This window comes from Mesorhizobium temperatum, from assembly GCF_002284575.1.
Lineage (GTDB): Bacteria > Pseudomonadota > Alphaproteobacteria > Rhizobiales > Rhizobiaceae > Mesorhizobium > Mesorhizobium temperatum.
This window is the reverse complement of sequence record NZ_NPKJ01000068.1, coordinates 76,909-102,505: the sequence shown is the minus strand read 5'-3', so window position 1 is coordinate 102,505 and position 25,597 is coordinate 76,909. Positions and strand designations below refer to the sequence as shown.

Below are 25,597 nucleotides of genomic sequence, written 5' to 3'. Positions count from 1 at the left end.
CCCCTCCCCAACGAGGGGCCACTATCTGGAAGGATAGACCACGATGACGACGCATACGAAGCCGGGACTCCGTCCGGCAAATCCCAATTTTTCCTCAGGTCCCTGTGCAAAACGTCCCGGCTGGTCGGTCGAGGCGCTGACCAATGCCGCGCTCGGACGCTCGCACCGCGCCAAGATCGGCAAGACCAAGCTCGAACAGGCGATCGAGCTGACGCGAGAGATCCTCCAGATTCCCGCAGATTACCGCATAGGCATCGTGCCGGCGTCGGACACCGGCGCGGTCGAGATGGCGCTGTGGTCGCTGCTTGGCGAACGCGGCGTCGACATGGTCGCCTGGGAGAGTTTCGGTTCCGGCTGGGTCACCGACGTGGTCAAGCAGCTGAAGCTTGCCGACGTGCGCAGGATCGAAGCCGGTTACGGCGCGCTGCCGGATCTGACAAAAATCGACTTCGACCGCGATGTGGTCTTCACCTGGAACGGCACGACATCAGGCGTGCGTGTGCCGAACGGTGATTTCATTCCGGCCAGCCGCAAGGGCCTGACCATCTGTGATGCGACCTCGGCCGCCTTTGCGCAAAAGCTCGATTTCCAGAAGCTCGATGTCGTCACCTTTTCCTGGCAGAAGGTGCTGGGCGGCGAAGGCGCACACGGCATGCTGATCCTCAGCCCGCGCGCCGTCGAGCGGCTGGAAAGCTACAAGCCGGCCTGGCCGCTGCCGAAAATCTTCCGCCTGACCTCGGGCGGCAAGCTCATCGAAGGCATCTTCAAAGGCGAAACCATCAACACGCCGTCGATGCTGTGCGTCGAGGACTACCTCGACGCGCTGCGTTGGGCGAAGTCGATCGGCGGGCTCGATGCGCTGATCGCCCGCGCCGACGCCAATGCCGCCGTTCTCGACGGTTTCGTCGATAAATCCGCATGGCTCGGCCATCTGGCCACCGACCCGGCGACGCGGTCGAACACGTCCGTCTGTCTTTCCTTCACCGACCCGGATATCGCGGCACTCGACGCCGACGGACAGGCGGCCTTCGCCAAGGTAATTGTCTCGGCGCTCGACAAGGAAGGCGTCGCCTACGACATCGGCGCCTATCGCGACGCGCCGCCCGGCCTGCGCATCTGGTGCGGCGCGACGGTCGAGACCTCCGACCTCGAAGCGCTGCTGCCGTGGCTCGACTGGGCCTTCGCCGCACAAAAGGCGTCGCTCAGGGCGGCCGCCTGACTCCCTCCCCTCGAGGGGAGGGTGGCCGGAGGGCCGGGTGGGGTCGCCTCCACCAACTCAACGGTCCGCCTTCCAGAAAGAAAAGATTTCGGCCGCGTCCGGCCGCACCGACCCCACCCCGGCGCTTCGCACCGACCCTCCCCTCAAGGGGGAGGGGCGCCAACCGCAAAGGATCAAGCCCATGCCCCGCGTTCTCGTCTCGGACAAACTCTCTCCTACCGCCGTACAGATCTTTAGGGATCGCGGCGTCGACGTCGACTACCTGCCCGATCTCGGCAAGGACAAGGAAAAGCTGCTTGAAGTGATCGGCCAGTATGACGGCCTCGCCATCCGTTCGGCGACCAAAGTCACCGAGAAGCTGATCAACGCTGCCACCAAATTGAAGGTCGTCGGCCGCGCCGGCATCGGCGTCGACAATGTCGACATCCCGGCGGCGAGCCGCAAGGGCATCATCGTGATGAACACGCCGTTCGGCAATTCGATCACCACCGCCGAGCATGCCGTCGCCATGATCTTCGCACTGGCCCGCCAAATACCGGAAGCCAATGCCTCGACCCATGCCGGCAAATGGGAAAAGAACCGCTTCATGGGCATCGAGATCACCGGCAAGACGCTGGGCATCATCGGCTGCGGCAACATTGGCTCGATCGTCGCCACGCGCGGCGTCGGCCTGAAGATGCACGTCATCGCCTTCGACCCGTTCCTGTCGGACAGCCGCGCCGAGGAACTCGGCGTCGAGAAAGTCGAACTGGACGAGCTGTTCGCCCGTGCCGATTTCATCACCCTGCATACGCCACTGACCGACAAGACGCGCAACATCATCGACGCTGCGGCGATCGCCAAAATGAAGACCGGCGTGCGTATCATCAACTGCGCGCGTGGCGGGCTGATCGTCGAGGCCGACCTGATCGCGGCGCTGAAAAGCGGCAAGGTGGCAGGCGTCGGCATTGATGTGTTCGAGGTTGAACCGGCCGAGCAGAACGAACTGTTCGGCATGGAGAATGTTGTGGTGACGCCGCATCTTGGCGCCTCGACCGCCGAGGCGCAGGAGAATGTCGCCCTGCAGGTCGCCGAGCAGATGGCCGACTATCTGATCAAGGGCGCCGTTTCCAACGCCATCAACATGCCGTCGATCACCGCCGAGGAGGCGCCGCGCCTAAAACCTTTCGTCAAGCTGGCCGAAGTGCTCGGCGCCTTTGTCGGCCAGGTCACCGAGGACCCGATCAAAGAGGTCGAGATCCTGTTCGACGGCTCGACCGCGACGATGAACACGCGCGCGCTGATCAGCGCCACTCTTGCCGGGCTGATCCGGCCGCAGGTCTCAGACGTCAACATGGTGTCGGCGCCGATCATGGTGAAGGAGCGCGGCATCATCGTCGCCGAGGTCAAGCGCGACAAATCCGGCGTGTTCGACGGCTATATCAAGCTGACGGTCAAGACCGAGCATAGGACGCGTTCGATCGCCGGCACCTGCTTTTCGGATGGCAAGCCGCGCTTCATTCAAATCAAAGGCATCAACCTAGACGCCGAGGTCGGTCAGCACATGCTGTACACGACGAATGCCGATGCGCCCGGCATCATCGGTCTGCTCGGTACGGTCTGCGGCGAGAACGGCGTCAACATCGCCAACTTCCAGCTCGGCCGCAACCGGCCTGGCGGCGATGCCATCGCGCTGCTCTATCTCGATGCGCCGTTTCCGGAAAACGTGCTGGAACAGGTGCGGGCGCACAAGTCGATCGACTCCGCCAAGCGGCTGCATTTCGATGTGGGCGGCGCCTGAATCATGCCCGCGCGCCCCGCGTGCTCTACAAGCGCACGGGGCGTTTCGACCATAATGGCTGCGACGGGCTCTGGATTGCACCATTCTGATCCGATCCGAACATTTGCCGGCTAAATCGCCATTTTCCTTCCGCTGTATTCGGCGAGGCTGATGCCGCCGAGCACCAGCACGAGGGCCAGACCCTGATAGGGCTGGAATGTCTCACCAACGATCAGCACCGACAGCAGCGTACCGAAGATCGGCACCAGGTTGATGAACAGGCCGGCCCGGTTTGCGCCGATCAGTTCGTTGCCCCTGATATAGAAGATCTGCGAGACGACTGAGGCGCCGATCGCGGTGTAGAACGCTATCGCCCAGCCGCGCGCATCCGGGACAATGACCTTGCCGGCGGCCGCTTCCCACAGGAAGAAAGGCAGCGAGGTGACAAGTGCGGCAATCGACAGCGCCAGCATCAGGCTTTGCCAGCGTATGGCCGGCTTCAGCCGCAGCCCGACCGAGTAGAAACTGTAACAAAGCACCGCGATCAGCATAATGGCGTCGCCGAAGTTGAGATCCAGCTTGAGAAGCTGGCGCAGATCGCCATGGCTGGCGGTCAGGGCGACACCGATGATCGTCAGCATGACGCCGGCGATCTGCACCCGGTTCACACGCAGGCGAAACAGCACGAAATTGGCGAGGATGATCACGATCGGCATCGCCGCCTGCTCGATCGAGACGTTGATCGCCGTCGTGTAGTTGAGCGCCGTGTAGAAGATCGCGTTGAAGAAGGTGAAGCCGCAAGCGCCGAGCCCGCCAAGCAGCAACCAATGCCTGCGCACCACCGGCCAATCCTCGCGCAGCGTTTGCCAGCCGATCGGCAGCATGATCAGAACGGCCAGAACCCAGCGCAGGAAGACCAGCGTCATCGGCGAAATGTGGTCGACCGCCAGCTTGCCGGCCACGGAGTTGCCGCCCCACAGCAAGGTGGTGAACAGCAAGAACAGATAGGCGGTTCGATGCATCTCGAAATTCCAGCCGGGGGAGGGGCAGGCGAAGGGTCTTTGCCGACCTATTGTGGTGGTTCGCCCAAGTAAATGATGTCAAAGGCGAAAATTGTTATGCCTGAGGGCGCTTTCGGCGGTAAAGAATGGTCGCGCTCGCCGGGTCTTGACGTTATAGAGCGACGTGCGTCCAACTTGGACGGACAAAGTACGCGTCTCAAGGCTTGAATGTCCGCATCGTGCTTTCCGAAAATCGATTCCGATTTTCAGGACTATGCGATAGAAGCCTGTCGTTTCGAACCATTTCAAGCCGCTCCGAGCGGCGCCTCAAGGGAAAAGAAACATGGCCAACGTGGTGGTCGTCGGCTCGCAATGGGGCGACGAGGGCAAAGGCAAGATCGTTGACTGGCTGTCGGAACGCGCTGACGTCGTCGTGCGCTTCCAGGGCGGCCACAATGCCGGCCATACGCTGGTCGTCGACGGCAAGGTCTACAAGCTGTCGCTGCTGCCGTCCGGCGTGGTGCGACAAGGCAAGCTGTCCATCATCGGCAATGGCGTCGTCTTCGACCCGCACGCCTTCGTCGCGGAAGTGGCGAAATTGAAAGCGCAAGGCGTCGAGGTGACGCCCGAGCGCCTGAAAATAGCCGAAAACACCGCGCTTATCCTGTCCTTGCACCGGGAACTGGACGGCTTCCGCGAAGACGCCGCCTCCAATTCCGGAACGAAGATCGGCACGACCCGTCGCGGCATCGGCCCCGCCTATGAGGATAAGGTGGGCCGGCGCGCGGTGAGGGTGATGGACTTGGCGGATTTGGAAACGCTGCCCTTGAAAGTCGACAGGCTGCTGACGCATCACAATGCGCTGCGCCGTGGGCTCGGCCATGCCGAGGTCACGCACGACGCCATTATGAGTGAGCTGATTTCGGTTGCCCACGAGATCCTGCCCTATATGGACCGTGTCTGGAAGATCCTCGACGACAAGCGCCGCGCCGGCGAACGCATCCTGTTCGAGGGCGCACAAGGCACGCTGCTCGACATCGACCACGGCACTTATCCGTTCGTCACCTCGTCGAACACGGTCGCCGGTCAAGCGGCCGCCGGATCCGGTGTCGGCCCGGGTGCCATCGGTTATGTGCTCGGCATCACCAAGGCCTATACGACGCGTGTCGGCGAAGGTCCGTTCCCGACCGAACAGAAGAACGAGATCGGCGAGTTCCTGGGCACGCGCGGCCACGAGTTCGGCGTCGTCACCGGCCGCAAGCGCCGCTGCGGCTGGTTCGATGCCGTGCTGGTTCGCCAGGCCGTCGCCGTCAACGGCATCAAGGGCATCGCCCTGACCAAGCTCGACGTGCTCGACGGGCTGGACGAGATCAAGGTCTGCACCGGCTACCGCCTCGATGGCGAGGCGATCGATTATCTGCCGGCCAGCCAAGGTGCGCAGGCGCGCGTCGAACCGGTCTACGAGACGCTGGAGGGCTGGAAAGGCACCACCGCCGGCGCCAGAAGCTGGAACGATCTGCCGGCCCAGGCAGTCAAATATGTCCGTCACATCGAGGAGTTGATCGGCGCGCCGGTCGCACTCCTTTCCACCAGCCCTGAACGGGACGACACAATACTTGTGACCGATCCGTTTCAAGACTAGATTCTCAGCCGTTCCGGGCATCGCGGCCGATTTGCGGGGGCCGGCCCAGAAACGAAATGCAGGTCGACTGAAGCATGGCAGATTTTGTTGGTGCTCTGAAAAAGACGCTCAATGGTCTCGGCGAGCCGTCGCCGGAGGTACGCGCGAGGGTCTATGACAAGGCCCGTTCGACGATCGCGGACAAGCTGGCCAAGATCACACCGCCGCTGGCGCCTTCGGTCGTTGCCCAGCATAAGCGCACCCTGGAAGAGGCCATCGCCAGCGTCGAGCGGGATTATACCAGGAGTGTGCCGGCATCCGATCCGCTGTCGGAGCTGGAAGACATCTTCTCCTCCATCGACCGCAACAAGAACCAACCCAGCCATGTTCGGCAGCCGGCAAAGACCGAGCCGGCATGGCAGCCGGCAAAGACTGAGCCGGCATGGCAGCCGGCGCCTGCCGCCGAAGCCGCGCCGAATTGGCAAAACCCGCCATCCGTTGCTTCTCCTCCAGAGCGCACCGATGCGGTGCCTTCGGACGCGGATCTTCCAGCGGAGGACGAGAAGAGCGAAATCTTTAGAGACGATGTCTTTCCCAACGACGAGGAGCCGGCGCCGGACACCTTTCAGCGTCTGCGTCCTGCCGAGCGCAGGCGCAGCTATGGCGGGCTGATCGCCGCTGTCGTCGCTTTGCTCGTCGTCGCCGGCGGCGGCTATGGCATCTGGCTGAACAAGGACGCGTTCAGCAATCTGCTAGGTCTCAACAGCACGACGGTCGCAACCATAGAGCCGCTGGTGAAGCCGACCCCGGCCGAGCCGGCTACCGACGGCTCGGCAAGGCCTCCGGCAGCTGCGGCTCCAACGGATGCCGAGGGCACAAAGTTCACCCAGCGGCTGACGCCCGAGGGCGGTGAGGTCGATCCCGGCCCCGCTTCAGGACAAAGCGGTATCGGAGAGGGCGAATCCGTCGCAGCACTGACCACGCCGCCGCCGGCCGCACCTGCGCCTGCCGCGCCGGCCGGCGATAAGCCAGCCACGACTGTGCCCGCCACGCCGGGTGCTGCCCCCACAACGCCGCCTGCCGATGGCGCAACGCCGGCGCCGGCGGCGCCGACCGATAGCGCAGCCGCCCCGGCAGCGCCGGCCCCCGGTGCTGCGCCGGCCGCGCCGACAGCCGCGCCTGCGGAAACCGCGCTGGCGGTCGGCCAGAAGGCGATCTTCTACGAGGAGCGCACCAGCACCGCCCAAGGCTCGGCCGAGCCCGGCAGCATCGTCTGGTCGCTGGTGCAGGAATCGCCCGGCGGCAATCTGCCACCCGAGCCGGCAATCCGCGCCGAGGCGAGCATTCCGGGTAAGGACGTGCAGTTGCGCATGACCATCCGCCGCAACACCGACCAAACGCTGCCGGCCAGCCACATCATCGAGATGATTTTCCTGACGCCCGATGGTTTCGACGGTGGCGGCGTCGACAATATCCTGCGGGTCGCCATGAAGGGCTCTGAACAGGATGCCGGCAGCCCGCTGATCGGCATCCCGGCCAAAATCGCCGACGGCTTCTTCCTGGTCGCTCTCAACGACACCAAGGCGGACGAAGACGCCAATCTGACCCTGCTCCGGGGCCAGAACTGGATCGACGTGCCGGTGGTTTACAAGACCGGACGGCGGGCGCTGCTCACCATGGAAAAGGGCATTCCCGGCGAGAAGGTGTTCGACGAGGCGCTGAAGGCCTGGCAAACAAAGACGGCGGGCTGAGGCCGGCTAACCAGCCTCAACGCTCCCTTTGGCTCAGAAGCCCTGGAACAGCATGTCGAGTGCGGCCACGAAGTCGTCGTGACGGCTGGAAAGATTTCCTTCGGCGGCACGCAATTCAGAAGCCATCAAGGCTGACATGAATTGAGTGACCATGACATGGTCGCTGCCGTTGATCGTGAAGGTGGGGTTTAGCCGGCGGCCCGGCACCGGAGCCATGTTGGGCGGCATCAACGGGATGACAAGCCTTGTGTTTAGACTTTCAAGAAGATCAGCCTGAACGTCGAGCAGATAGCCGTCGCCTTCTGTTCTCCGGTAGAAATCGTAACGCGCCATCAAAACGGCCGGTACTTGGCCAGTGGCAGTCCGTGGCGCCTGACATAGTCGTTAGAGCTTTCGATCGCCTCCCTGTTTTCCTCCTGCCACCGGCGCGTTTTTTCGGCTGAAATCGCCTTGGCGATGCCCTCCTCGGCGGCGCGAGATATGTTAATGCCGAGCGCCTTGGCGTCCTCGATTAATCTGGAGTCAATCGAGGTATTGACCGATTTTCGTTGGGCTTTTGGAGTCGATTGAAGCATGGAGCAGCTCCCATTCATGCGCATAAGGTAGGCGCATAAAAACACGCATGCAATCCTACCCCTCCATCTCCTCGCGCAGCATCTCCAGTTCCAGCCACTCCTCCTCGAGCGCTGCCAGCGTGGCGCGCTCCTTGTCGAGGGCGGCGATGGTCTTCTGGAACGAGGCCGGATCGCGCTCGTAGTAGGCCGGGTCGGCGATGTTGTTCTCCAGCCGTGAGATCGAGGCGTTCACCGCCTCGATCTTCTTCGGCAGCGATTCCAGCGCGAATTTTTGCTTGAACGACAGTTTTTTCGCCGGGCCCTTCGGCGCAGCTGCTCCGGTCCTGGCTGCCACCGCCGCTTCGCTGGTCTCGGCTTTCGGCCGCGTCCTGCGGTCGTCCAGCCTGGTGCCGCCGCGCTGCGCCAGCATGTCGGAATAGCCGCCGGCATATTCGATCCAGCGGCCACCGCCGTCCGGCGCGATCAGGCTGGTCACGGTGCGGTCTAGGAAATCGCGGTCGTGGCTGACCAGGATCACCGTACCGGCAAAACCGGCGACCAGTTCCTGCAGCAATTCCAGCGTCTCCATGTCGAGATCGTTGGTCGGTTCATCGAGCACCAGCAGGTTCGCCGGCCGCGCCAGCACGCGGGCGAGCAGCAGCCGCGCCCGCTCGCCTCCCGAAAGCTCGCGCACCGGCGTGCGCGCCTGTTCCGGTTTGAACAGGAAATCCTTCATGTAGGAGACGACGTGGCGCTGCTCGCCATTGATGACGAGGTTCTCGCCGCGCCTGTCGGTGAGGTATTGCGCCAGTGTCTCTTGCGGATCGACCGCCTCGCGTTTCTGGTCGAGCGTGGCGATCTCCAGATTGGTGCCGAGCCGCACCGTGCCTGAGTCCGGCTTCAATTCGCCGGTCAGCATCTTCAGCAGCGTCGTCTTGCCGGCACCGTTCGGGCCGACCAGGCCAACGCGGTCGCCGCGCTGGATGCGGGTCGAGAAGCCCTTGACCACGGTGAGGTCGCCAAAGCTCTTCTCGATGTTCTTGGCCTCGATCACCAGCTTGCCGGATTCGGCGGCATCGCTGGCCATCATGGTCGCTGCGCCCTCGGCGCCGCGATGACCGCGAAAGCGCTGGCGCATGGTCTGCAGTTCGCCGAGCCGGCGCATGTTGCGCTTGCGCCTTGCCGTCACGCCATAGCGCAGCCAGTGCTCTTCGCGCACGATCTGGCGGCCGAGCTTGTGCTGCTCGCGCTCTTCTTCTTCCAGCACCGTGTCGCGCCATTCCTCGAAATGGCCAAAGCCCTTGTCCAGCCTGCGGGTCTGGCCGCGATCGAGCCAGACGGTGGCGCGAGACACACGCTCTAGGAAGCGGCGGTCATGCGAGATGACAATCAGCGCCGAAGAGGTGCGGGCAAGCTCCTCCTCCAGCCACTCGATGACCGACAGGTCGAGATGGTTAGTCGGCTCATCGAGGAGGAGAATGTCGGGTTCCGGCGCCATGACACGGGCAAGGGCAGCACGACGCGCCTCGCCGCCGGAGAGGTCGTTCGGCCGTTCCTCGCCGGACAGGCCGAGATGCTCCATCAGATAGGTGGCGCGGTAGGGATCGTCGGCGGGTCCGAGCCCCGCCTCGACATAGGCGCGGACGCTGGTGAAACCATCCATGTCGGGCATTTGCGGCAGGTAGCGCACTGTCGCCGAAGGCTGGCGGAACACCTCGCCGTCCTGCGGCTCGATCAATCCCGCAGCGATCTTGAGCAAGGTCGACTTGCCCGAGCCGTTGCGGCCGACCAAAGCGATCTTGTCGCCCGCCGACGCCGTCAGTTCCGCCCCGTCGAGCAGCGGCGTGCCACCGAAGGTCAGTTTTATGCCGTCGAGATTGAGCAGTGGCGGCGCCATGTCAGCTTTCAGGTAAGGGGAATGGGTGGGCAAGCAACAGGGCGCGGCCGCTGCCCAGCGCAATTTCCAGCCGGCCCTTGACCTCATTGGAAATGGTCAGCGACGAACCGAACGCCATCTCGATATGGTTCAGCGGCCATTTGGCGCCGGTCACGGTCAGGCCGGTAAGGTCGGAAAAGCCGAGAATCGAAAACAGCGTGCCATCGGCGTAGTCGAAGCCGGCCTTTCCGCGAAGCAAGGGGGTGCCTTCCTGTGCGCCGCTGGTCAAAAGCACCTCCGTCCCTGCCTCGGCCAGTCGGACACTGAGCGCCAGGTGCAGGAAGGCGTGATCGGTGCGCTTGCCGCCGAACGCGCCGGCGAGCACGAGGCTGGTCGCGCCGCGTTCGAGCGCGGCGGCGATAGCCAGTTCGCCGTCGGTCTTGTCCTTTTCTGCCGGAAACACCTGGCGGGGCACGGCGGCCAGCTCGTCCGGCAAGTCCGCCGGCACCGAATCGAAGTCGCCGACCCAGAGTTCCGGCGTCAGGCTCAGCGTCCGGGCATGGCTCATGCCAGCGTCGGCGGCGATGACACGGGAGCCTTCGACCTGGCGGTCGAGCAGCGGCGTGCGGATTAGATCGCCGCCAAGCAGGATGGTGAATTTGCTCATATACGTGGCCCTTACCAGCCCTGCTTGCGAAACGGAAGGCCGCGTTCCGGATGCCCGGCAAACTTCCGCTTGCGCCGCAGCTGGGCCGGGCCTATGTGTCGAAACGCTCTAACGGGGTGCTGGACGCGATCTTCGCGAACCAGCTGAGAGGCAACCATGCCAACCCGCTGAACCTGATCCGGTTTGTACCGGCGGAGGGATTAGACGTTTCGGACAGCCCGACGCCTCAATTCCTTTCAACGCGAACGAAGGAGGCGCCGATGCGCACGTTTTTATACACTCTTGTTTCGGCAGTGCTGCTTGCGGCGACCGTTCCCGCCGGCATCGGGCCGGCATCCGCGCAGGAAAAACTCACCGTCTATACCTATGAGAGCTTCACCGCCGACTGGGGTCCAGGCCCCGCGGTGAAGAAGGCCTTCGAGGCCGAATGCGGCTGTACTCTCGAATTCGTCGCGGTCGCCGACGGCGTCGCCCTGCTCAACCGCGTCAAGCTGGAAGGGGCCGCGACCAAGGCCGACATCGTGCTCGGCCTCGACACCAATCTGACTGCGGAAGCCAAGGCCACCGGCCTGTTTTCGCCGCATGGTGCCGTCATCGATGTCAATGTGCCGGGCGGCTGGAGCGACGATGTTTTCGTGCCGTTCGACTATGGCTATTTCGCCGTCGTCTACGACACCGAAAAGCTGAAGACGCCGCCGAAGAGCCTGAAGGAATTGGTCGAGGGCAATGCCGATGAGAAGATCGTCATCCAGGATCCGCGCACCTCGACGCCCGGTCTCGGCTTGTTGTTGTGGGTGAGGTCGGTTTATGGCGACAAGGCGCCGGAAGCCTGGGCCAAGCTTAGGGCAAAGGTGCTCACCGTGACGCCGGGCTGGAGCGAGGCCTATGGCCTGTTCACCAAGGGCGAGGCGCCGATGGTGCTGTCCTATACCACCTCGCCGGCCTATCACATGGTCGCCGAAAACACCGAACGCTATCAGGCGGCGTCCTTCGAGGAGGGCGAGTATCTGCAGATCGAGGTTGCCGGCATCACCACGTCAGGCGCGAAGAACCCGTTGGCGAAACAGTTCCTGACTTTCATGACCGGACCGAAATTTCAGGATGTCATCCCCGAGACCAACTGGATGTTCCCTGCCGGCAAGACCGACAAGCCGCTCAATCCGGCTTTCGACAAGCTCGTCAAGCCGACCAAGACTTTGCTTTTCAGCCCCGAAGAGGTCGCCGCCAATCGCAAGGCCTGGGTCGACGAATGGCTGTCGGTGATGAGCAAGTAGCTTGTGATTGAAAGATGATTACTCTACGGCGCCCCCCTCTGTCCTGCCGGACATCTCCCCCTCAAGGGGGGAGATCGGATGTCACTTCCGCTTTCGCCAATCGCAACAGTCGAAAGATTGGGGTGAGGGTGAAGCTGCCAATCTCCCCACTTGAGGGGGAGATGTCCGGCAGGACAGAGGGGGGTGGGCGGGAACTCGACCTCAGCCATATTTTCTGCTTCGACGATCGTTGAACTAGGCAGGGCGGCATGCATACCGGATATCCTGCCGATCCCCGCGTCACTGCCGGCACCATTGCGCTTGCCGCTGTTGCGCTGCTGATCGGCGGAGCGTTCGCCGGGCTCATCGTCGAAGGCGCCCGCGACCCGTCCGGCGCCATGTCGGCCTTCGATTCCTACCTCTTCCGCGTCGCCCGTTTCACGCTGTGGCAGGCTTTGCTGTCGACACTGCTTTCCGTCGTGCCGGCGCTGTTCGTTGCGCGGGCGCTGTCGCGGCATCCGCGCTTCTTTGGTCGCGGCCTGATCCTGCAGCTCTTCGCCGTGCCGCTTGCGCTGCCGGCCATCGTCGTCGCACTCGGCATTCTGGCTCTCTATGGCCGTGCCGGCTATTTCGCCGGCGTGCTCACCGCGATTGGCGGTCAGGGCTGGCCGGGCATATACGGCCTGTCCGGCATCCTCATCGCCCATGTCTTCTTCAATCTGCCGCTGGCCACGCGGCTGTTCCTTGAAGCGCTGGCGACAGTGCCGGCCGACCAGTGGCGGCTGGCGAGCCAGCTCGGCATGGGAGCCAGACCCGCCTTCCGGCTGATCGAATGGCCGACGCTGCGTGCGGCGCTACCGGGCGTCGCCGGGCTTGTCTTCATGCTCTGCATCACATCCTTTACCATCGTGCTCACACTGGGCGGCGGGCCGCGCGCGACGACATTGGAGGTCGCCATTTACCAGGCACTACGTTTCGATTTCGATCCTGCCCGCGCGGTGACGCTGACACTGCTGCAGATCGCGCTGACCTTCGTCGTGGTGCTGGCATTGATGCGGCTTGGCGCCAACACCGTCGGCGACACCAACCTGCCGGTGTCGCCGCGCCGCTATCTTTCGGCCGGCCCGGCCGAGACCGTGCTGAATGCAGCATTGATCGCTCTCGCTTTGCTGTTCGTCGCCGGGCCGATGGCGGCCATGGTGACGTCAGGCCTTGGCGCCGATCTCGGGCGGCTGGCAGGCGAGAGCGCGGTGCGGCAGGCGACGCTGACCAGCGCCGTGCTCGCCCTGCTGGCGGCGCTGCTTTCAGTGGCGCTGTCGCTGTCGCTCGTCACGGCACGACGGGCGCTGGCCTTGAGGCGTCGCGTCGGCGCCAGGACGCTGCTCGAATACGCCACCGATACCGGCGCCGGCTTCGTCCTCGTCGTGCCGCCCATCGTCATCGGCGCCGGCTGGTTCCTGCTCCTGCGTACTGTCAGCGACGTCTTTGCCATCGCCCCTGTCATGGTCGTCACCGTCAATGCGGTAATGGCGATGCCGTTTGCCATCCGCGCCATTCGCCCCGGCTATGATGCGGCGAGCGAACGCCACGAACGGCTCTGTTTGCTGCTTGGCATTTCGGGCTGGAACCGGTTCCGGCTGGTCGACTGGCCGTCGCTGCGGCGGCCGCTCGCCACCGGTTTCGCGTTCGCCATGGCTTTGTCGCTCGGCGATCTCGGCGTCATTGCCCTGTTCGGCAGCGACTCCCTGCAGACACTGCCTTACCTCTTGCTGGCGCGCATGGGCAGCTACCGCACGATGGACGCGGCAGGCCTGGCGTTGCTGCTCAGCCTGGTTTGTCTTGCGCTTGTCCTGGCCGCTGACTGGCTGGGGCGGGGAGAAAAATCATGATGCTCAACAGCGCGGAAAGCGGTACGGCTGTGCGGCTGGAAAAGGTCTCGTTCAGCTATGGCGAAGCGCCGTTTTTATTCGATGTCGAGTTCGCCGCCTCGAAGATCACCGCCATCATGGGGCCGAGCGGTTCGGGAAAATCGACACTGCTCAATCTGGTGGCCGGCTTCGAGACGCCGCAATCGGGCCGCGTGCTGATCGGCGGCGCCGATGTCGGCGCCAAACCGCCGTCGGCGCGGCCAGTGTCGATGGTGTTCCAGGAAAACAATCTCTTTGCCCATCTTTCGGTCGAACGAAATGTCGGCCTTGGCCGCTCGCCGTCGCTCAGGCTGACCGATACCGACCACACTGCAATCGCCGCGGCGCTCAAGCGCGTCGGCCTTGCCGGCAAGCAACAGCGCCTGCCGCACGAACTCTCCGGTGGCGAGCGGCAGCGCGTCGCGCTCGCCCGCGTCCTGGTGCGCGACCGGCCGGTGCTCTTGCTCGACGAACCGTTCGCCTCACTCGGACCGGCTTTGCGCGACGACATGCTCGATCTGGTAGCCGGCGTCCATGGGGAGCGGCGCATGACGGTGCTGTTCGTTACGCATCAGCCGGAGGACGCCCACCGTATCGGCCAGGACATGGTGTTCCTGGACAATGGCACGGTTGCCGCAACCGGGACTGTCGCCGATTTTTTTACCAAGGCTGGACCGGAAGCCTTCCGGCGCTATATCGGTGCTGGTCCGTTTGGCGTGGGATCACAAGATGTTGCCCGGAAGCGGACATAATTTACGGCCAAACCGGCTTCAGGCGATGTGGTGCTTGCTTGCCATGGTCAAAGTAGTGTGGCTAGGTCCTCCGATACTGGTCCGGCATAGGTTGTGATTTGGCACTACGGTGCCATGCGTGCTCGTGGGCGCGAAGGACGCTGTGGCAGTTGATTGTGCGCATGATCCTTTCTGAAAATCGATGCCCGATTTTCGGGGCCATGTGCTGAGACCCGAAAGGAAGCTGTTCTGCCGACCGGCACCGACAGAGTGAGAAGGAAACCGCTGGCGCGCTTCCTCGCGCTGGCCGGCTTTGCCATGGCGCTGGCAAGCTGCCAGATGTTCACGCCTCCGGACGTTCAGGAATCCGGCTTCCAACCTTCCAGCAAACCGATCACGGTCGACAATGTCGCCGCCAACAGCAAGCTCGCCGAAATGGCGAAGGCGCAGCACCCGCGGATCCTGGCCACCTATGGCGGCGAATATTCCGATCCCAAGCTCGAGCGCATGGTCGCCAAGGTCGTCGGCAGCCTGACCGTGGTGTCGGCCAACCCGAGCCAGACCTATCGCATCACCATCCTCAATTCGCCCAACGTCAATGCTTTCGCGCTGCCGGGCGGCTATCTCTACATCACACGCGGCCTTTTGGCGCTGGCCAACGATTCGGCCGAGCTCGCCGCGGTCATCGCGCATGAGATGGGCCATGTCACTGCAAACCACGGCTTGCAGCGCCAGCAGCTCGAGGCCGAGGAGGGGTTTGCGACCAAGGTCGTCTCCGATGTGCTCGGCGACAGCCCGACCGCCAAGGCGGCATTGATCCGCGGCAAGCTGCGGCTTGCCCAGTTCTCGCGCAATCAGGAGCTTGAGGCCGATGGCATCGGCATCAAGTCGATCGGCGAGGCGGGCTTCGATCCCTTTGCCGCCGGCCGCTTCCTGCAGTCGATGTCGGCCTACACCGATTTCCGCTCGATCAGCGGCGCCACCGACGCCAGCCTCGACTTCCTGGCGACGCATCCTAACACGCCGCAGCGCATCGATCTGGCGCAGCGTCATGCCCGCCAGTTCGGCGCGCCCGGCGTCGGTACGCGCGACCGCAACGCCTTCCTCGCCGGCATAGACGGCCTGCTCTACGGCGACACACCGGAGGAGGGCTATGTGCGTGGCGAAACCTTCCTGCATCCGGGGCTCGGCGTGTCGTTCTCGGTGCCCGACGGCTTCATCATCGACAACTCGGCCGCGGCGGTGACGGCAACCGGGCCAGGCGACATAGCGATTCGCTTCGACGGCGTTTCGATCGACAAGAGCCGCTCGCTGACCGATTACATCCGCAGCGGCTGGGTGGCCGGTCTCGACGAAAACAGCGTGCGCCAGGAAACGATCAATGGCAACGAGGCGGCGACGGCGCATGCCAGCGCCGAGGGCTGGCAGTTCGACATCGCGGTGATCCGCGCCGGTGGCCAGGTCTACCGGCTGTTGACCGCTGCCCCTTCCGCCAGCGCCTCGCTGGATGCCGTGGCGCGCTCGGTCAGCGGCTCCTTCCGTATCTTGAGCGCAGCCGAGAAAGCGGCGCTGAAGCCGCTGCATATCCGCGTTGTCACGGTGCGGCCCGGACAGACCATGGGTTCGCTCGCCGCGCAGATGGTCGGCGTCGACCGCAAGCTCGACCTGTTCAGGGTGCTTAATGCGATGTCGCCCGGTGCAGCCGTTTCGGCCGGCGACAAGGTCAAGATCATCACCGACAAATAGGGTGTGTCGATATTCAGGTGATGCCGGCCTGCAAACGGCAGTTTCCTGCGCTTCCGGTGCTCTCGTACCCAAAAGTACGCTCCGCTCCGGTTCTCGGAACCCACCGCTTTCGGCTCGGCCTGACCTGAATCTCAACGCACCCCTAGGCGGCGGTCGCCAGAAACTCGGGGTTTTGCTTCACCAGCGCCACCTTGAGCTTTTCCATGGCGCGTGCCTCGATCTGGCGGACGCGTTCCTTGGAGATGCCGAGCGCCTCGCCGAGGGCTTCGAGTGTCGCGCCCTCGTCGCTCAGCCGGCGCTCCTCGATGATCCTGAGCTCGCGGGCATTGAGCGCGCCGAGCGCCGTTTTCAGCCAGACAGAACGGCGTTCGACATCGATCGTGTCGCCCACGACCTCGTCCGGCAAAGGATCGTCCGAAACCAGGAAATCCATTCGCTCGGTGGCGCCCGCATCGTCGGCGAGCGGCTGGTTGAGCGAACTATCCGGTGCCGAAAGGCGGGAGTCCATCATCGCCACGTCGGCTTCCGAGACGCCGAGCGCCACCGACACCTCGCGGTAGAGCGAGGTATTCGAGATCGGCTCGGCACCGTTCGCCAGGCGGGCGCGCAGGCGCCGCAAATTGAAGAACAACGCCTTTTGCGCCGAACTGGTGCCGCCACGCACGATCGACCAGTTGCGCAGGATATAGTCCTGCATCGAGGCGCGAATCCACCATGTCGCGTAGGTCGAAAACCGCACCTCGCGTTCCGGTTCGAAACGCGCCGCCGCCTCCAGCAGGCCGACATGGCCTTCCTGGACCAGATCGCCGAGCGGCAGACCGTAGTGGCGGAATTTCGAGGCCATGGAAATGACCAGACGCATATGTGCCATGGCGATTTGGTGCAGCGCCTGCTGGTCGTTGTCTTCCTTCCAGCGCAGCGCGAGAAGATGCTCTTCGTCGCGCTCGAGATAGGGGGCTTTCATCGCCGCGCGGACCATGGTTCGCCCTGCCATATCTTCCATCATGCCACGCTCCCTGTTCCGGGCGTTGCGGTGCGATCGCTCGAACCCTGAGCTGGCATCGTGGTTGAATTGGCGACGCCGCGCCTACAACAGCCAAGAACGTGCCACGCGGGTGAATGGTTCCGCCGCTGATGTCGCGTGGATTGCACTGCCGAAAGCTCGTTGCGGCGGTCGCTACGTGGTCGGTTGGCGTGACTCGATGTGGTTTTGAGAATTGGATTTCGAAAGCGTCTCATTTTCGAAATCTGATTTCTTATTTCGCCAGCCTGCATCTGTCAGTTTCCGGCGCTCACAAATGCGCCGGACGCCGGCCAATGACGGGATCACAGAAAAATGAAATGGCTCAATTCGCTTATCGTCGCCGCAACACTGCAGGTACTGGCCATCACATCAGGCCATGCCGGCGCCAATCTCGAGCAGATCAAGCAGGCCGGTGTCTTCAAGGTCGGCACGGAAGGTACCTATGCCCCCTTCACCTATCATGATGCCTCGGGCGCATTGGTCGGCTTCGATGTCGAGATCGCCAAGGCGATCGCCGAGCGCCTCGGCGTCAAGGCCGAATTCCTCGAAGGCAAATGGGATGGGCTGATCGCCGGCCTCGACGCCAAGCGTTATGACGCCGTCATCAACCAGGTCGGTATCACCGAGGAGCGCAAGGCCAAGTATGATTTCTCCGATCCCTATATCGCTTCCAAGGCGGTGCTGATCGTGCGCGGCGACAATACCGACATCAAGAGCTTTGCCGACCTCAAGGGCAAGAAGGCGGCGCAGTCGCTGACCTCGAATTTCGGCAAGCTCGCCGAAGCGAACGGCGCCGAGCTCGTCGGCACCGATGGTTTCGACCAGTCGATCCAGCTGCTTCTTACCGGCCGCGCCGACGCCACCATCAACGACAGCCTGTCCTTCCTCGATTTCAAGAAGCACAAGCCCGACGCCAATGTGAAGATCGCCGCGCAGGAAGAAAACGCCGACTATTCCGGCGTCCTCGTGCGCAAGGGCGATCCGGAACTGGTCGCCGCCATCAATCAGGCGCTGGCCGATATCAAGGCCGACGGCACCTACCAGAAGATCGCCGACACTTATTTCGGCCAGGACGTTTCGAAGTAAACGTATTTCACGGAGCGAGCCGGTTGCCGGCCCGCATGGCAAGTATCGCGGCGAGCTGTCTTTGACGGCCGCCGCTTTTCGCGTGATATGACGACCGTATGATCGCGCCTATGCTGCCGGGGCGGTTTTGGGGGGCAATCTCGCAAGGAGGGTTTTCGTGCCGCACTGGCTGCAACTGATGCTGGACTCGTTGCCGACGCTGCTATGGGCCGCGCTGATCTTCACCGTGCCGCTAACGCTACTGTCGTTCGCATTCGGTCTCTTCGTAGGACTGGTTGCGGCGCTCGTCCGGCTGTTCGGCCCGAAGCCGCTGGTCGCCGTGGTCCGCTTCTACGTCTGGATCTTCCGTGGCACGCCGCTTCTGGTGCAACTCTTCCTGATCTTCTACGGCCTGCCTTCGGTCGGCATCCTGCTCGACGCTTTTTCAGCTGCGTTGATCGGCTTCACGCTCAACATCGGCGCCTATACGTCGGAGATCATCCGCGCCGTCATAGGCTCGGTGCCGAAGGGGCAGTGGGAGGCGGCCTATTCGATCGGCATGACCTGGGGCCAGGCGATGCGGCGCACGATTCTTCCACAAGCAGGCCGCGTCGCGGTGCCGCCGCTGTCAAACACCTTCATCTCGCTGGTCAAGGATACATCGCTGGCCGCCGCCATCACCGTGCCGGAGATGTTCCAGGCGGCGCAGCGCATCGTCGCCACCACCTATGAGCCGCTGATCCTCTATGTCGAGGCGGCGGCTCTCTATCTGGCGCTGAGCTCGGTGCTGTCGGCGTTGCAGACGCGCTTGGAAAAGCGGCTCAGCCGCTATGGCGGCTTCCTGGAGGCGCGCTCATGATCGGTCTTACCAACATCGAGAAGCGCTTCGGCGACAATCTTGTGCTGAAGGGCGTGACGGTCACCATCGAGGAAGGCAGCGTCACCGCCCTTGTCGGTCCCTCGGGCGGCGGGAAAAGCACGCTTCTGCGCTGCATCAACCTGCTCGAGATCCCGACTTCGGGCACGGTGCGCATCGGCGACGACGCGCTCGAATTCCACCCCGGCGGCAAGGTTTCCGGCAGGGCCATCCAGCGCCTGCGGCTGCAGACCGGCATGGTGTTCCAGAATTTCCAGCTGTTTCCGCACCGCACGGCAATCGAAAATGTCATGGAGGGGCTGGTGACGGTGCTGAAATGGCCGGTCGCGCGAGCGCGCGAGCGGGCGCTCGCTCTGCTCGAAAAGGTTGGGATGGCGCACAAGGCCGATGCCTGGCCGGCGACGCTGTCAGGCGGCCAGCAGCAACGCGTGGCGATCGCCCGGGCGCTGGCGCCGTCGCCAAAAGTGCTGCTGTGCGACGAGCCGACCTCGGCGCTTGACCCGGAATTGGCGCAGGAGGTGGTCGACGTGCTCGGTAAGCTCGCTCGTGAGGGCACCACCATGGTGATGGCGACGCATGATTTGCGCCTCGCTTCGAAGATCGCGCAGGAAGTGGTGTTCCTCGACGCCGGCGCCATCGTCGAGAAAGGCCCCGCCGCTGTTTTGTTCAGCAATCCGGAGCGGCAGCGAACCAAGCGGTTCATCGCGACGCTGAAGCAGGAAGCGGAGAAGGAAGGCGGCGGCGAAGGTTAATGCATGTCGCCCAAAGTGCGCAGCGGTTTAGGGACAACGACATGCATAATAAGAAAAACCCGGCGCGAGGCCGGGTTTTTCCAAATTCGAAGGCGAGAAGCGCTCAGGCTGCTTCTTCCTGCTCGGCTTCTTCGTTGTCGGCCTTGGCGCCGCGCTTCGGACCCTTGTTGAGATTCACCTCGATGAGGCGCACCGCTTCGGTTTCCGACATGCGGTTGACGGCCGCGATCTCGCGCGCCATGCGGTCGAGTGCCGCCTCATAAAGCTGGCGCTCGGAATAGGACTGCTCCGGCTGGTTGTCGGCGCGGTAGAGGTCGCGCACCACTTCGGAGATCGAGATCAGGTCGCCGGAATTGATCTTCGCATCATATTCCTGGGCGCGGCGCGACCACATGGTGCGCTTGACGCGGGCGCGGCCCTGCACGACCTTCAGCGCGCGATCGACATAATCCTCTTCCGACAGCTTGCGCATGCCGATGGAGGTCGCCTTGGCAACCGGCACTTTCAGACGCATCTTGTCCTTCTGGAAGTCGATGACGAATAGTTCCAGCTTGTGGCCCGCAACTTCCTGCTCGTCGATCGAGACGATCTGGCCGACGCCATGCGCCGGATAGACGATGTACTCGCCGGTCTTAAAACCGTGACGCGCTGCGCTGGACTTCTTCTGCGGGGTGATTGTTGCCATTACGCCATGAACTCCTTGGTGTGGTACCGGCATTCTGCCGGCCGAACTCGCGCGATCGGGTAACCGATCGTTAGCCGCACAACTACGAACCCACCGGGAAAGCCGAGGCTGGCAAACCGCATAATTGCGACCGCCTGCCCCAGATCACTCTGGTCCGGATTGAGAAATTCACCTTTCAGTGATTTGGGGCGTTTGCGCCATAAATCGACGTTGTGTCACCGGCATGTTTGGTTGATGTAGCACAAAAAGTCGGAAGAATCAAGGTTTTGCTGCACGCGCGAAGGCCATGCGCCATCGCCGCCTGTCAAGGCAGTTAATGTACCATGCCTTTTACGCGGCGTTATGCTGGCTGAAACAGCGGTCTTGTCAGTCGCCCTCGCCGGGCTCGGGGGAGAAATATTTCTCAAACTTGCCGGCCTCGCCATCGAAGGATTTGGCGTCGGCCGGAGGCTCCTTTTTGGCGGTGATGTTGGGCCATTTATCAGCGTATTCGGTGTTGATCTGCAGCCATTTGTCGAGACCCGGCTCGGTGTCGGGCTTGATCGCGTCGGCCGGGCATTCCGGTTCGCAGACGCCGCAGTCGATGCATTCGTCGGGATGGATGACGAGCATGTTCTCGCCTTCGTAGAAACAGTCGACCGGACAGACCTCGATGCAGTCCATGTATTTGCATTTTATGCAATTGTCGGTCACGACATAGGTCATCGGTCGGCTCCGGGACGTCCCGTTTTTGTTAGGCTTTTTTGGTGAGGTAACGTCTTTACCCGTCGCTTGCAAGGGCAGCCATTGCGCGCGATACCGGTGTTTCCGGAATGGAATTCCAGAGGGGCGATGCGGCGAAGCCCGGTTATGCGTCAGTCGTCGCCTAACAACCGGTCGGTCTCCCGGCGTTCCTTCTTGGTCGGGCGGCCGCTGCCGGCATCGCGCAGCGCGGGAATCGCATCGGCAACGGCCTCGCCCTTCGGCGCGGGCGGCGGCGACATATCCTCGTAGAGCATGCGCGCTTCTTCGGCAGGGCCGCGCCGGCTTCCCGTGCCGAGCACCTTCCAGACGAAGATGCGCCGCTCGAGAGTGATGGTCAGGACATCGCCGGCCCGGACCAGATCGGAGGCCTGCGCTGCTTTGTCGCGATTGATGCGGACGCGTCCGGCCACCACCAGCTTCGCTGCCAGCGAGCGCGATTTCACCGCACGCGAAAAGAACAGCCATTTGTCGATGCGCTGGCGGCCTTCGGCGACCATCGGAGCGAGCGAACTTACTTCTTCAGCTGGTCGCGCAACGCGGCGAGCTTGGCGAATGGAGAATCCGGGTCGAAGCGCACGGGACGCTCCTCGCGAGGCTTAGGCTGGAACGCGGGCTTTCCACCTGGTGCGCCACCCTTGCCGTCCTGCCTGCCGCCCTTCCAGTCGGGCCGGCTTTCGCGACGATCGGGACGCTCGCCCTGCGGCTTGCCGTCGCGCCGTTCCCCTGCCTCACCCTGAGGCTTCGGCTTGAACTTGCTGCGGTCGAAGCGCGGCTTGCCGGCGCCGTCGCCGTCGCGGCGTCCTTGATGGGGGGGCCGGCTGCCTGGAGCGCCGGCCGGTTGTCCGCCGGTGGCATCTGCCGGTGCGTCGCCACGGCCATCGCGGGCGGCTTGCCCGTTGCGCGGGCGATTGTCCCTATGACTGTCACGGGGCCTGTTGTCGCGGTGGCGGTGGCGCGGACGCTGGTCGAAGCGGCCCTGCCGCCACAACAGGATGGGTTTTGGGTCTTCGGCATCTTTCTCGGCCTCTGGAGCAGCCTCGCCGGTGGCGGCTTCCGTCGCCGCGGCAGGTTCGACCGACACTGCTTCCGTTGCGGCAGCGGCTTCGAAAGCCGGCTCCGCCGGTGCGACCTCAACCTCGGCGGTTTCGGGTGCTGCCTCTGGAGCTGCGGCTTCGGCTGCAGGCAGCCCCTCTACCGTGACCTCAGCCGGAGTTTCCAGCTGAGCTTCTGCGACAGGTTCCGCTTCGGCGGCGGGTTCCGCGGGACCTTCGGCTGCGGCCTCTGCCACGGCAGCCGGCTCCGAACTCTCGGCCGGCGCCTCGGCGGCTGCGTCCGCAACCGCGGCGTCCGCTGCCTTGGCCTGCTCGGCTCGCGCAGCTTCTTCCGCCGCCTGCTTGGCCGCGGCGGCTTCACGCGCGGCATTGTCCTGTGCCTCGAGCCGTGCCCTCACCTCGACCGCCGGCTTCGGCTCCGCCCGGTAGCCGAGGCCTTTCAAAATCTCTTCCATGTCGTCGGCCGTGGCGCCGAGGATCGACATCATTGGCGGCGTCACCATGAAGGACTGACCGTCATAGGCGCCGTCGGGGCGCTGGCCGAGGCCCGGCTTCCAGTTGGTTGCGGGCCGGATCAGGTCGGCCAGCCGTTCGAGGATGTCGACGCGCACCGCGCGACGGCCGAGATTGCGGTAGCCGGCCAGTTTGTAGAAGGCCTTGTCGAAGGTGGGATCGATGACCACCGAGGTGCGGCCGGAGGCCAGCGCGTGAACCACGTCGCCAAAGCCGGGCTTGTCCTTGCCGTCGTTCCCCAGCGCCCACAACAGCGTCACCAGTCCAGCCGGGGCTGGCTTGATCAGCGCGGGCACGAAGACGTGGTAGGCGCCGAAGCGCACGCCGAGCCGGCGAAGGGCGGCGCGGCCTTCCTGGTCGAGCGACTTCATTTCCTCGGCGATGTCGCGGCGGTTGATGAGGCCGAAATGCTCGACGAGCTGAAAGGCGATGCCGCGGCCGATGCCGGTGATCTGCTCGGTGTTTTTGAGGTCGACCAGCGGTTTCAGCAGGGACTCGATCTGGAAATTGACGAAGCGCTCGGCGCGCGACGCGACCTTGTCGCGGGCGGGTCCGGTGAGCTGCTCGTCGGCCAGCAGCACAAGGCGCGGCTTCAACGGCTCGTCGCCTGCGACCAGCGTGCCGATCGGTGCACCGATCCAGCGCAGCGTGCCGTCGGAGCCGAGCGCGATGTCGCCGTTGGCCGAGGCGCCGAAGCGTTCGGCCCGCGCCTCGAATTCGGCTGCAAGCGCCTTCTGGGCTGCTGTGCGCACCGCCCTGGCGTCCTCGCCGCCGGCGCTCTGGTCGGCGGTGAAGCGGAACCCCTGCAACTCACCGACATGATGGCCTTCGACGAGGACGGTTCCGGTTGGGCTGATTTCGGCTTCAGGCATGGTATTTTCTCTAAGGCGCCGCATGAGGACGGAAGTCCTGCGGTCTACGAAGCGTTTCGTCAACCGCTCATGCAGCGCATCCGACAATCTGTCTTCGATTTCGCGCGTCTTTTCCTGCCAGTGTGCCTGATCGGCCAGCCAGCCGGGCCGGTTGGAAACGAAAGTCCAGGTGCGGATCTGGGCTATCCGGTGCGACAGCGTGTCGATGTCGCCCTCGGTGGTGTCGGCACGGCGCACCTGCTCGGCCATGTAATTCTCGTCGACATGGCCATGCCTGGCAAGGTCCATATAGATCGAGGCGATCAGGTCGGCATGCTGAGCCGGCGCGATCTTCCTGTAGTCGGGAAGGGCGCAGGCCTCCCACAACAGCGCCACGCGCCTGGCGTCGGTGGCAAGCGCCCGGATGTCCTCGTCGCGGGACAAATGCTCGAGCGCCTGCGCATCCACCGCCGGCAGCGCACGCGTCAGGCCTTCAACCGGCGCGTTGGTCTCGATCGAGCGCTTCAGCGCGTCGAGGTTGGCGAAATCGAAACGCGCGGTGCGCCATTGCAGCACCTTCACCGGGTCGAAATCATGCGCTTCGATCTTCTTGACCAATTCCTCGTCCAGTGGATCGACCTGGCCGGTGACGCCAAAGGTTCCGTCGCGCAAGTGCCGGCCGGCGCGGCCGGCGATCTGGCCGAGCTCGGCCGCTGTCAGATTGCGGTACTGGTAGCCGTCGAACTTGCGGTTCTGGGCGAAGGCGACATGATCGAGATCGAGGTTGAGGCCCATGCCGATCGCATCGGTGGCGACCAGGTAATCGACATCACCCGATTGGAACAGCTCCACCTGCGCGTTGCGAGTGCGGGGTGATAGCGCGCCGAGCACGACGGCCGCACCCCCTTGCTGGCGGCGGATCAGTTCGGCAATGGCATAGACCTCGTCGGCGGAAAAGGCGACGATCGCCGTGCGTCGCTGCAGGCGGGTCAGCTTCTTCGAGCCGGCATAGGCGAGATGCGACAGCCGTGGCCGCGTCACCACCGACACGCCCTTCAGCAGACGCTGGAGGATGCCGTGCATAGTGGCTGCGCCGAGCAGCAGTGTCTCCTGGCGGCCGCGCAGATGCAGGATGCGGTCGGTGAAGATGTGGCCGCGCTCGAGATCGCCGGCCAGTTGGACCTCGTCGATGGCAACGAAAGCGGCGTCAGTCTCGCGCGGCATGGCTTCGACGGTACAGACCGAATATCTGGCGCCGTCGGGCTGGATCTTCTCCTCGCCGGTGATGAGCGCCACCTTGTGAGCGCCGACCTTCTCGCAGACGCGTGAATAAACCTCGCGGGCGAGCAGCCTGAGCGGCAGGCCGATAATGCCGCTTTCATGCGCCACCATGCGCTCGATGGCGAGATGGGTCTTACCGGTGTTGGTCGGCCCGAGCACGGCGGTCACGTCGCGGCCCGACAGGATCAGCGGTTCAGTGTGTTTCGGCTGGATGTTCATCGACCTGGAAATAAGGCTCTCTGCCTCGCGTTGTCGGGAGCGCGCCCGTGGTGGCGCGGGTGACAGCCGACACATAGGGATTTCGGGCGCGAAGCGAAAGCGGAATGTTCCGACGGCAGCACGAAGGCTCTCGTCTGGTGTTGTCAACCGATCCTGATTTAACGGTTGGAACGAGTCTGGAACGAATCAGCTACGAATCGCTGACTCTTGCTGATTCAGGTTTTGTTCACGGCTACATCTGGGTTTTTTGCCGGCAAGTCTCACCACATGCTGAATCGCCGAACTGGCCCGATTCATGCACGGCGGACGTCGTCGTTAGCATTTGCCGATGAACGATCGGCGCATGCCGGCAGGCGTCACCCAACATTATGAAATTATTGATCTTTCCTAACGCGCCTTAACGGTTTGAGGGATGTTTTCGACCTTTGTCGTTAACCTTCCGCTCAAAG

Annotated in this window: 21 protein-coding genes and 1 riboswitch; of the genes, 11 read left to right on the top strand and 10 right to left on the bottom strand. The window is 63.6% G+C overall.

What is annotated here, in order from left to right:
• Positions 1-43: 43 nt before the first annotated feature.
• Together CIT26_RS26840 and serA are read left to right on the top strand one after the other, a co-directional pair.
• Positions 44-1,219, top strand: a complete 1,176-nt coding sequence (locus CIT26_RS26840; RefSeq protein ID WP_095495368.1) for a phosphoserine transaminase — start codon at positions 44-46, stop codon at positions 1,217-1,219.
• Between the two features lie 181 nt (positions 1,220-1,400).
• Positions 1,401-2,999, top strand: a complete 1,599-nt coding sequence (serA, locus tag CIT26_RS26835) for a phosphoglycerate dehydrogenase (RefSeq protein WP_095495367.1) — start codon at positions 1,401-1,403, stop codon at positions 2,997-2,999.
• 110 nt (positions 3,000-3,109) lie between these two features.
• Here serA and CIT26_RS26830 read toward each other — a convergent pair whose 3' ends face one another.
• A complete protein-coding gene (locus tag CIT26_RS26830) occupies positions 3,110-4,000 on the bottom strand; it encodes a DMT family transporter (protein ID WP_095495366.1) in 891 nt (296 codons plus the stop codon).
• A 322-nt stretch (positions 4,001-4,322) separates the two neighbouring features.
• Between CIT26_RS26830 and CIT26_RS26825 the strand changes: the two genes are divergently transcribed.
• Entirely contained in the window at positions 4,323-5,621 is a 1,299-nt protein-coding gene (locus tag CIT26_RS26825; RefSeq protein WP_095495365.1) for an adenylosuccinate synthase, read from the top strand.
• Between the two features lie 74 nt (positions 5,622-5,695).
• The gene (locus CIT26_RS26820) at positions 5,696-7,351 is read left to right on the top strand and encodes a hypothetical protein (protein ID WP_095495364.1); all 1,656 of its coding nucleotides are present in this window, start codon (positions 5,696-5,698) and stop codon (positions 7,349-7,351) included.
• A 33-nt stretch (positions 7,352-7,384) separates the two neighbouring features.
• Here CIT26_RS26820 and CIT26_RS26815 read toward each other — a convergent pair whose 3' ends face one another.
• From CIT26_RS26815 to CIT26_RS26800, 4 genes are read right to left on the bottom strand one after another with little or no spacing between them, the layout of a single operon-like run.
• Positions 7,385-7,684 carry a CcdB family protein gene (locus tag CIT26_RS26815; protein ID WP_095495363.1) on the bottom strand — a complete coding sequence of 100 codons (300 nt, stop codon included), beginning with the start codon at positions 7,682-7,684 and terminating at the stop codon, positions 7,385-7,387.
• On the bottom strand, positions 7,684-7,926 hold the full coding sequence (locus CIT26_RS26810) for a type II toxin-antitoxin system CcdA family antitoxin (protein ID WP_095495362.1): 243 nt from the start codon (positions 7,924-7,926) through the stop codon (positions 7,684-7,686). The genes CIT26_RS26815 and CIT26_RS26810 overlap by 1 nt, the downstream gene beginning before the upstream one ends.
• 55 nt (positions 7,927-7,981) lie before the next feature.
• Positions 7,982-9,802 carry an ABC-F family ATP-binding cassette domain-containing protein gene (locus tag CIT26_RS26805; protein WP_095495361.1) on the bottom strand — a complete coding sequence of 607 codons (1,821 nt, stop codon included), beginning with the start codon at positions 9,800-9,802 and terminating at the stop codon, positions 7,982-7,984.
• A 1-nt stretch (position 9,803) separates the two neighbouring features.
• Positions 9,804-10,448 (bottom strand): thiamine diphosphokinase, encoded by a 645-nt coding sequence (locus CIT26_RS26800; RefSeq protein WP_095495360.1) that lies wholly within the window; start codon positions 10,446-10,448, stop codon positions 9,804-9,806.
• A 102-nt stretch (positions 10,449-10,550) separates the two neighbouring features.
• Positions 10,551-10,665, top strand: a riboswitch (TPP riboswitch).
• 43 nt (positions 10,666-10,708) lie between these two features.
• Here CIT26_RS26800 and thiB point away from each other — a divergent pair.
• From thiB to CIT26_RS26775, 4 genes are all read left to right on the top strand, one after another.
• Positions 10,709-11,722, top strand: a complete 1,014-nt coding sequence (gene thiB / locus CIT26_RS26795) for a thiamine ABC transporter substrate binding subunit (RefSeq protein ID WP_095495359.1) — start codon at positions 10,709-10,711, stop codon at positions 11,720-11,722.
• A gap of 248 nt (positions 11,723-11,970) precedes the next feature.
• Positions 11,971-13,590, top strand: coding sequence for a thiamine/thiamine pyrophosphate ABC transporter permease (thiP, locus tag CIT26_RS26785; protein WP_095495357.1), 1,620 nt, complete (start codon positions 11,971-11,973; stop codon positions 13,588-13,590).
• On the top strand, positions 13,590-14,360 hold the full coding sequence (gene thiQ / locus CIT26_RS26780) for a thiamine ABC transporter ATP-binding protein (protein ID WP_206072824.1): 771 nt from the start codon (positions 13,590-13,592) through the stop codon (positions 14,358-14,360). The genes thiP and thiQ overlap by 1 nt, the downstream gene beginning before the upstream one ends.
• 297 nt (positions 14,361-14,657) lie before the next feature.
• Positions 14,658-16,085: a M48 family metalloprotease gene (locus CIT26_RS26775; RefSeq protein ID WP_167391561.1), complete on the top strand. Its 1,428-nt coding sequence runs from the start codon at positions 14,658-14,660 to the stop codon at positions 16,083-16,085.
• Between the two features lie 142 nt (positions 16,086-16,227).
• Here CIT26_RS26775 and CIT26_RS26770 read toward each other — a convergent pair whose 3' ends face one another.
• Entirely contained in the window at positions 16,228-17,091 is an 864-nt protein-coding gene (locus CIT26_RS26770) for an RNA polymerase factor sigma-32 (RefSeq protein ID WP_095495354.1), read from the bottom strand.
• Between the two features lie 330 nt (positions 17,092-17,421).
• On the opposite strand from CIT26_RS26770, the gene CIT26_RS26765 reads away from it, so the two are divergent.
• The 3 genes from CIT26_RS26765 (at position 17,422) to CIT26_RS26755 (ending at position 19,803) form a co-directional block, all read left to right on the top strand.
• A complete protein-coding gene (locus tag CIT26_RS26765) occupies positions 17,422-18,195 on the top strand; it encodes an amino acid ABC transporter substrate-binding protein (RefSeq protein ID WP_095495353.1) in 774 nt (257 codons plus the stop codon).
• Positions 18,196-18,352: 157 nt separating this feature from the next.
• Complete coding sequence (locus CIT26_RS26760; RefSeq protein ID WP_095495352.1) at positions 18,353-19,033, top strand: amino acid ABC transporter permease; 681 nt, start codon at positions 18,353-18,355, stop codon at positions 19,031-19,033.
• Positions 19,030-19,803 (top strand): amino acid ABC transporter ATP-binding protein, encoded by a 774-nt coding sequence (locus CIT26_RS26755; RefSeq protein ID WP_095495351.1) that lies wholly within the window; start codon positions 19,030-19,032, stop codon positions 19,801-19,803. Before CIT26_RS26760 ends, CIT26_RS26755 begins: the two co-directional genes overlap by 4 nt.
• 103 nt (positions 19,804-19,906) lie before the next feature.
• Here CIT26_RS26755 and CIT26_RS26750 read toward each other — a convergent pair whose 3' ends face one another.
• From CIT26_RS26750 to CIT26_RS26735, 4 genes are all read right to left on the bottom strand, one after another.
• Complete coding sequence (locus CIT26_RS26750; RefSeq protein ID WP_027152934.1) at positions 19,907-20,488, bottom strand: CarD family transcriptional regulator; 582 nt, start codon at positions 20,486-20,488, stop codon at positions 19,907-19,909.
• Between the two features lie 366 nt (positions 20,489-20,854).
• Positions 20,855-21,193: a ferredoxin FdxA gene (gene fdxA, locus CIT26_RS26745; RefSeq protein ID WP_023762879.1), complete on the bottom strand. Its 339-nt coding sequence runs from the start codon at positions 21,191-21,193 to the stop codon at positions 20,855-20,857.
• 149 nt (positions 21,194-21,342) lie between these two features.
• Positions 21,343-21,729, bottom strand: a complete 387-nt coding sequence (locus tag CIT26_RS26740; RefSeq protein WP_095495350.1) for an RNA-binding S4 domain-containing protein — start codon at positions 21,727-21,729, stop codon at positions 21,343-21,345.
• Positions 21,730-21,743: 14 nt separating this feature from the next.
• A complete protein-coding gene (locus CIT26_RS26735; protein ID WP_095495349.1) occupies positions 21,744-25,148 on the bottom strand; it encodes a helicase-related protein in 3,405 nt (1,134 codons plus the stop codon).
• Positions 25,149-25,597: the final 449 nt, after the last annotated feature.

Excerpts from the sequence above, each read along its gene's own strand:
- CIT26_RS26840 (WP_095495368.1), top strand. The coding sequence starts at position 44 with ATGACGACGCATACGAAGCCGGGACTCCGTCCGGCAAATCCCAATTTT.
- serA (WP_095495367.1), top strand. The coding sequence starts at position 1,401 with ATGCCCCGCGTTCTCGTCTCGGACAAACTCTCTCCTACCGCCGTACAG.
- CIT26_RS26830 (WP_095495366.1), bottom strand. The coding sequence starts at position 4,000 with ATGCATCGAACCGCCTATCTGTTCTTGCTGTTCACCACCTTGCTGTGG.
- CIT26_RS26825 (WP_095495365.1), top strand. The coding sequence starts at position 4,323 with ATGGCCAACGTGGTGGTCGTCGGCTCGCAATGGGGCGACGAGGGCAAA.
- CIT26_RS26820 (WP_095495364.1), top strand. The coding sequence starts at position 5,696 with ATGGCAGATTTTGTTGGTGCTCTGAAAAAGACGCTCAATGGTCTCGGC.
- CIT26_RS26815 (WP_095495363.1), bottom strand. The coding sequence starts at position 7,684 with ATGGCGCGTTACGATTTCTACCGGAGAACAGAAGGCGACGGCTATCTG.
- CIT26_RS26810 (WP_095495362.1), bottom strand. The coding sequence starts at position 7,926 with ATGCTTCAATCGACTCCAAAAGCCCAACGAAAATCGGTCAATACCTCG.
- CIT26_RS26805 (WP_095495361.1), bottom strand. The coding sequence starts at position 9,802 with ATGGCGCCGCCACTGCTCAATCTCGACGGCATAAAACTGACCTTCGGT.
- CIT26_RS26800 (WP_095495360.1), bottom strand. The coding sequence starts at position 10,448 with ATGAGCAAATTCACCATCCTGCTTGGCGGCGATCTAATCCGCACGCCG.
- thiB (WP_095495359.1), top strand. The coding sequence starts at position 10,709 with ATGCGCACGTTTTTATACACTCTTGTTTCGGCAGTGCTGCTTGCGGCG.
- thiP (WP_095495357.1), top strand. The coding sequence starts at position 11,971 with ATGCATACCGGATATCCTGCCGATCCCCGCGTCACTGCCGGCACCATT.
- thiQ (WP_206072824.1), top strand. The coding sequence starts at position 13,590 with ATGCTCAACAGCGCGGAAAGCGGTACGGCTGTGCGGCTGGAAAAGGTC.
- CIT26_RS26775 (WP_167391561.1), top strand. The coding sequence starts at position 14,658 with ATGGCGCTGGCAAGCTGCCAGATGTTCACGCCTCCGGACGTTCAGGAA.
- CIT26_RS26770 (WP_095495354.1), bottom strand. The coding sequence starts at position 17,091 with ATGATGGAAGATATGGCAGGGCGAACCATGGTCCGCGCGGCGATGAAA.
- CIT26_RS26765 (WP_095495353.1), top strand. The coding sequence starts at position 17,422 with ATGAAATGGCTCAATTCGCTTATCGTCGCCGCAACACTGCAGGTACTG.
- CIT26_RS26755 (WP_095495351.1), top strand. The coding sequence starts at position 19,030 with ATGATCGGTCTTACCAACATCGAGAAGCGCTTCGGCGACAATCTTGTG.
- CIT26_RS26750 (WP_027152934.1), bottom strand. The coding sequence starts at position 20,488 with ATGGCAACAATCACCCCGCAGAAGAAGTCCAGCGCAGCGCGTCACGGT.
- fdxA (WP_023762879.1), bottom strand. The coding sequence starts at position 21,193 with ATGACCTATGTCGTGACCGACAATTGCATAAAATGCAAATACATGGAC.
- CIT26_RS26740 (WP_095495350.1), bottom strand. The coding sequence starts at position 21,729 with ATGGTCGCCGAAGGCCGCCAGCGCATCGACAAATGGCTGTTCTTTTCG.
- CIT26_RS26735 (WP_095495349.1), bottom strand. The coding sequence starts at position 25,148 with ATGAACATCCAGCCGAAACACACTGAACCGCTGATCCTGTCGGGCCGC.